The sequence below is a fragment of the Mesorhizobium sp. M0001 genome (assembly GCF_040324255.1).
Classification (GTDB): domain Bacteria; phylum Pseudomonadota; class Alphaproteobacteria; order Rhizobiales; family Rhizobiaceae; genus Mesorhizobium.
Window position 1 is genome coordinate 56395 of record NZ_JAMYVS010000021.1, and the last position, 6730, is coordinate 63124.

Here is a 6730-nt window from a genome sequence, read left to right on the forward strand (position 1 = left end):
CAAGGTTGCTGCAACCAGCGGCAACCAGAACTTGGTCGGTCCGGCAAATACTGCCAGCGATGCGCGGCGATGCCGTCAGCACCGTCAGGAACCAGACCTCCCACGGGTTGAAACCGCCCATGGGTCAATCGTCCGGTTTGGCAACAAGGGCCAAGATGATCGCTGCCGCAGCCGTGCGGCAAGACATTTGCGGCGGTGTTCCTCCGGCAACGACTTGTTTCAGCTAGTTGTGGAGGTGCGACAATTGAAATCCGGGCTGGCGTTCGACGCCGGATAACAGCGATTCCGCCGATCGGAACATGTCCTCGAATTCCAACTCGTTTTCAAACACCACGCCGCCGACGCTGATGGTCAGCGTGTCCGCGGTTCCTTTTGGCGCGAAATAGGCTTGGGCCACGCGCGCCCGGATACGGTCGCCGATCTCCCTGGCGTCGTCTTCTGTCGCACCGGGCAGAAAGACCCCGAACATGGAGGTTCCGATCCGGCCCACCAGATCTTCCTTGCGTACCGATGACTGGATGGTCGAGGCTATGAGCCGCAAGGCTTCGTCACCCCAGCCAAGGCCGAAGCGCAGATTGATGGACCTGATGTGTTCGGGATGAATGACCAGGAAGGCGCCAGATCTTGGACCAGACGATTCCGGCCTGGTTGCTCTCCTTTCGACCATCGACGTGAAGACTGTCCGGTTGAGGCAGCCTGTCAGGCTGTCAAAGGTCGCCGACTTGTTGAGTTCTCTTCGATAACGGACGAGCTCGGTCCGCTGCAGTCCAATGAACAGGAAAAGTGGGCCACCGACGATGACCGGCAAGAGGATCGCTGTGACCATGCTGCGGCCGAAGGGCGTCAAGGCTTCCGAGAACAGAAGCAGATAATTTAGGCCAACCGAGAGGAGCAGAATTCCCGCCGATCCCAGGGCAGTCAGCCATGCGATATCTTTCCATTGCCGGGGCGAGCTATTCGCCATTGGTGTCATCATTAGCCAATCTCCCGCCTGATCGGCTGTCATAAGGCCAAGGTGCTGCACTTTCAGTTTCGAGGAAACATACAATTTTAGTAATGGCGCAATCACCTACCATCGGCCCGAAATCAGCCCTTCAAAAGCAAGGCTACGGCGGCAAAAGCAACGACACCGAATTATCGGCTATTGCGGCGGGCCGAATATCCCCATCTGCGCGTCTCTGGCCACTGCCTCCGCCTTGCCATAGATGCCACTCGCCAAGGCCGTCGCCCAGCCATTGGAAACAAGCCACGCGCCGACATCCTGCTTGCCCAAGCTGCACGGTGCCGCAATGGCAAAACGATCGATTTCCGGCGGCACGACGCATTTCAGCGCCCGGCCGCGCAGCCAGGAATTGAACGTCGCGCGCGCACGCTGGCCGCAAGGCCAGGCGATGCCACGAAAGGAACAGGTCTCATCCAGGTCAATGCCTTGGATCCCGCTGATGACTACCTTGCGCCCCATGGATTCGAAGGTTGCCGACGAGGTGGCAACCGGTTGGTAAAGCAAGACCCCTGGCCAATCCTTTGGCATTCGCATCCCTGCAGGCGCGGCCAGACCAAGGTCGCTGAGCGGCGGGCGCGGCTCGACCCGTTCGATTTGCGCCGAATCAAGCTGTGGCGGCGCGATAAGGTCCTGAGCAATCTTGCGTGCCCGTCCTCGCCATGGCGTATTGGCGACGGTCGCAACTGGTCGCATTGGCTGGCTATCGTCGATGGATTGACGCGGCGCTGGTATCGGCCGATCGATGGGAAGCAGATCGGCGGCCCGGATTATCAACAAGACCCCGGACAGGAGCAGCAGGCTTCCGAGCAATATCAAGCGATTGTGCCTCAGCCAGCCCATCAACTCAAGCAAGGTTCCTTGCCCCTCAATACCCCGATGTCGATTTGGCGACCAGCTTGAGTGCACCTTTTCGAACCTGGTAGAAGGGCATGGATCGCTCACTGGAGCCATCCGCCCGAAACCGGAACAGGCCGGTCGATCCGCGAAATCCGCTCCGATTTTCGAGCACCTGCTTGCTGAAGCCGTCAGGCCCGGCCGAACTTGCAATTCCTGCTGTCAGGGCGACCATATCATAGGCGTAGGCGACATTGGCGTCGGCTGGATAATTGTAGGTCGTCTTGAAGCGGTCGGCGATCGGGCCGGTTTCGGTTGGGTCGAGCGTGGCGATGTAGGAGCTCTCAAACAGCGGCTCCATCGGATGTTCCAGCCAGCGGTTGGTTCCAATGACGGCGACTGCTTTTCCAGGAATGCCTTTCGTTTTGAGCGCCGCAAGGATCTGCGCCGGATTGTCGTCGCCGCTGGCGATGATGATGGCATCGGGAGCCTCGACCAGCGAGCCCATATCATTGACCACTTTGGTGCCGCCATCGCCGGCCGGATACGGAATGGTGACGGCGAGCGTCGCGCCATAGATGCTGAGGCTGTTGGCGACCCGCGTTTCAACCGCGCCGGCATTCGCTCCTGCCGCGACGAGCAACACGAACTTCTTGCTGCCTTTGGCCGCCAGGCCGGCTGCGCCCGCGGCCGCGCTGTCGGCCTCGTTGAGGCGCACCGCATAGACGCCCGGGCCGCCGGCGAAATTGTCGGCCAGCGCCAGCACCGGCGGTCGCTTCGATCCCGAGAGCTTGGCTATGTGCTGCGCGGCCGCGAGTTCGACCGGGCCGATGACGATCTTGGTTCCAGTGGTGATCGCCTTCACAGCCAATTCGCTGGCGTGCGCGCTGTCGCCCTTGGTGTCCTCGACCGTGACCGTGAGCAGGACATTTCCAAGGTCGGCCATCGCCAGCTTGGTCGCATCGAGCATCTTCCGGCCGTTTTCGCCGGCGACTCCCGGGGCCGACAAAGGCAGCAGCATCGTGACCTTCGTCGACCCGGTGCCGAGCGATCGCGTGGCTTGGGCCGGGCTGGCAGCGGTGCCGGCGGCCGGCGCTCCGGGTGCGGCGATCGCCGCCTGGTCGAGCGCGTCCGAGACGCTGCCTTTCGACTGGCAGCCCGACACTATGCCCGCTAACGCAAAGACGATCGCCCACGTCCACGAACCGTGTCGCTGCCGGCCAGAATCCATGATGCCTCCCTCATATCCCGCCGGGTATTTGTCCCGGTCTCATCCGTTCATCTTACGGCAGACTTGCCTCGCCGTCTTTGCAATTGCTGGATTATGGCTCAGCCGTCGAAAAGTTTTGCCCGGAGCGCCTTGATCATTCTGGCTTGCCCGGCGCTTCGATAGTCCGTGCATTTCATGTATCGCGGGCCCGGCACGAACAGTCGGCGCACACAAATCCGCCTCGCCGGGGCAGGGGCACCATCGTCTCCTGCTGTCGGGAATGCGGAGAATCCGAACGTCGCCACCGGTAGCGGGCCGGCCACCGCAAAACCTTCTCTCGCCAGGATTGCGCGCGCATGCCGGCAGTAGCGGACCGAAAGTTCGGAGAACCGGGTTTCACCGTGCCCGGCGCGATATTTCATGACGGTCGTGCAAAGATCGCCTTCGGCAAGGCTGTTTGCCTGCGCCAGATATCTGACGCCGAGCGCGATGTTGGTCGCAGGGACCGCGAGTTCGTCGAGCGAACCGCGAAAGCCAAGCATTCGCGCCGTCGCCGGCATCACTTGCATCAACCCGACTTCACCATCGGCGCCGTGCACATCGGGATCGAATCCGCTTTCGATCTCCATCACCGCGTGCGCCAGCACCGGCTCCAGGCCGTAGAGCGATGCCTGGCACGTCGCGAACGCCTTGAATGTCTCGCGCGTCCATTCCGGAGCGAAATCGCAGCGAACCGGCCGCGTCAAGCCGGACGGAGCTTGCTGCTCGAGGGCAGGTCGTTCCAGCCAGTTGGCACGGGCTTCAGGGGCAAAAACGGCCAGTGCGATCGCTCCGGCAATCGCTCTCGACAATCTTCCACGGGCGATCATCGTCAGCCTGTCGGCGCGACTTGATCCCTTTCGGTCAGTTCATGTACTCGACCATGCGGTCGTGGAAGCACTCGCACTTGTTGAGCGTGTCCTCGTCCTTGTAGTTCGTCTTGAGGTAGCCATAGGCCATGCCGCAGGCGACCTTGGCTTCCGACGCCCAGACGAAGGCGGGGCGGGACGAATTGATCCATTCCGAGCTGTTGGCGACGGCCACCGACTCGTCCATCAGCTTGACCACCTGGACCTTGAGATCGACGATGTTGTCGTTCAACACCAGGTTCGATGTGCCGACGGACCGGCAATAGTCGGCCACCGGCCCGTCGATGATGTCGGCGGCATAGCCCGTCGATCCAGCCAACAGCAGCACCGCGGCCGAAGCCAGCAATCTTGCACAACGCTTCATTTAAGTCCCTCTCCAAACTGCGGTTTTATGTTTCGCTAATATGTAGCATGAGAGTACGGCCACGCATAAGTGCTAAATCGTGGCCGTGTGCTGTTGATGTTGTGTGTCGTCGTAGAGGATGTTGATCGTGCCGGTGGCAGGCGCATTCTGCAGAACGGCGACATCCACGAAGTTGGCCGCGTTGCCCGAGCCGCTGGTATCGACGCTCACGGTGCTGGTCGCGGTGTCGTAATGCACATAGTCGGCCATGTTGCCGGCCGGCGCCTTGTCGAACAACGCGCTCAAGTCGATCTTGTCCCCTTCACCGGCATGGTAGTCGGCGATCAGATCCTTGATGTTTAGATTGTCGATCTTGAACGTGTCGGCTCCCGAAGTGCCGGCGATGGCGGCCGTGCTTCCGGAGCTAGCGTTATCGTAGTTGCCGAAGCCGATGTCGCCGACCGCGGCTATCTGACCGTCGGCGGTCGTGAAGGTGGCTTCGCCATAGGTCAAGACCGAGCCGTCCGCCGAAACCGAGTGCTGATTGTTGCTATCGAGGCCGATCTCGACGATACCCAAGGCGGCCAGAGATTTGAACTCGCCCGAATCCGACACGCCGTTGCCGTTGGCATCTTGCCAGACACCAAATTGCGCAAAGTCGTGGTCGGCGGCAGTCAGCTTGCCATCATGATTTGTGTCATAGAGCTGCTCGAGCGCGGCAAGGTCGGTCGCAGCGCCGGCGGCATGTTGGGTGAACACGATCTCCGAACCGTTGTTCACCTTGCCGTCGCCATTGAGATCGATCGCCAGGATACCGTCATGCGTATCGACCCAGGCGGTTTTCGAAGCGACGCCATCGCCGTTATAGTCGAACGAAACGGTGGAGTGCGTCAGATCGGTGGTGTGGATTCCATCATGGTTGAGGTCGAGTACGACCGGAGCGGCAATGGCAAAAGGTATCAGTCCGGCCGCCACGTGGACAGTGAAATTCGCCGTCGTTGTTGTGTCCCCGTCGCCATCCGTGAGTTGCAACGCGACCGGAATTGTATGGTCGACCGTGGTGCTCGTGACCCCGACATCCGTCAGGTTCAGCTTGGTCTTGCCCGACGACTCATAGGCGTCGACCCATGCGATCTGCGTTCCGGCAGGCGATGTGATCGTCAGCAACGTCGCACCGACCGCCGGAGTGAAGGAAGCCGTGGTTCCGTTGGTGTAGTGGGCGACGAACTCGATCTTGTCGCCGGCGGTAACCGCATCGAACGAAAACTTGGCATAGCTAACAGTCGCGAGGGTGATGGCCGGAGCCGTATAGCCGCCCGGGCCGTCATAGTCGTCCGGCGTCCCGAAATCGAAACGCATGAACTCGCCTCCGTCGAAATTGTTGTTGCCGAGGCCCCAACCTGCTGACGAACCGTTGACGTTGCTTGTTTGTGTCAACGATGGCATGCCGCCGGCCAGCCATGCCGTCTCGTGTGGTGAGGTGAAGGAGCCGCCGGCATCCGTTGGCGCCCATCCGGTCACCATCACGACATTCTGACCGCCCGCCGTCACCACGATGGAATTGCTGGGGCCGGAGCCGAAGGCGCCGCTCGATGCAACGGAGACATTACTGACAGTGCCGTCCAAAGGTGCCAAAAGGTCGAACGTGTACTGCCCCGACGTACCGGCATTCGGATTAACGGTGATGGTAAAGACCGCCGTGTCGCCTGCATCATGGCTTCCGTTGTTGTTGTTGTCGGCATAGGCGGTCAACACGCTGCCGGACTGCTCCGTGATGAGGTTGTGGCCGGCCGAAGTGATGCCTGTTGTGTTGGCAGTGACCGTCATGGTGGCCCCGGCGCCGTCGGCGCCGGGGACGAAGTGGAGTGTTCCAACGGCCGGCGTTTGCGACGTATCGGTGCTTGCCTGCTGGCTTTGCACGGTTCCCAATGTCGGCACGTCATCGACGATGTTGACGGACAGCGTGCCTGTGGCGTTCTGGCCGTCCTGGTCGGTGAGCGAGACGGCAAGGTTCTCGAACAGGCTGTTGGTGGAGGCGCCGGAAGCATGGGCCTCGTTGTCGAGCAGCGTGTAGGTATAGCTGACGGTGCCGGTTGCGGGATTGTAGCCGGTCACGTTCAGCGTATTGCCGAGCGCGGTGGTGAAGGAGCTGGCGGTGAACACGCCGTTGGTGATGAAGGCATGGCCGTCGATGGTCAGCGAGGCGATGCCGTCGGGCGAGGAGATGGTGAAGGTGCCGCCCTGGGTGGTGCTTTCCTTCGAGGTGTCGGAGCCGGCCGACTCGCCAACGCCGCGGCTGGCCAGGAGGTCATCCTCGTTGACGGTGACGTCGCCGCCGTTGGCGGCCGGCGTCAGGTCGGTGATCACCGGCGGCGAGTTGCCGATCGAGATGGTCAGCGTGGTGTGCGAGGTGTCGCCGTCGCCGTCCTTGA

6 protein-coding genes are annotated in these 6730 nt (G+C 61.4%); all 6 read right to left on the minus strand.

The genetic code is table 11. The features are described from left to right. Positions 1–223: 223 nt before the first annotated feature. A complete protein-coding gene (locus tag NKK50_RS29690) occupies positions 224–976 on the minus strand; it encodes a GGDEF domain-containing protein (protein ID WP_023687765.1) in 753 nt (250 codons plus the stop codon). 165 nt (positions 977–1141) lie between these two features. Next, a complete protein-coding gene (locus NKK50_RS29695) occupies positions 1142–1855 on the minus strand; it encodes a thermonuclease family protein (RefSeq protein ID WP_245260260.1) in 714 nt (237 codons plus the stop codon). Between the two features lie 13 nt (positions 1856–1868). Then, positions 1869–3068: an ABC transporter substrate-binding protein gene (locus NKK50_RS29700; RefSeq protein WP_023736104.1), complete on the minus strand. Its 1200-nt coding sequence runs from the start codon at positions 3066–3068 to the stop codon at positions 1869–1871. 98 nt (positions 3069–3166) lie between these two features. Then, positions 3167–3916: a lytic transglycosylase domain-containing protein gene (locus NKK50_RS29705; protein WP_023699960.1), complete on the minus strand. Its 750-nt coding sequence runs from the start codon at positions 3914–3916 to the stop codon at positions 3167–3169. 34 nt (positions 3917–3950) lie between these two features. Further along, positions 3951–4319: a hypothetical protein gene (locus NKK50_RS29710; protein WP_023834007.1), complete on the minus strand. Its 369-nt coding sequence runs from the start codon at positions 4317–4319 to the stop codon at positions 3951–3953. Between the two features lie 72 nt (positions 4320–4391). After that, on the minus strand, positions 4392–6730 hold a 2339-nt coding region (locus tag NKK50_RS29715; protein WP_352544285.1), incomplete at its 5' end, for an SPM autocatalytic domain-containing protein.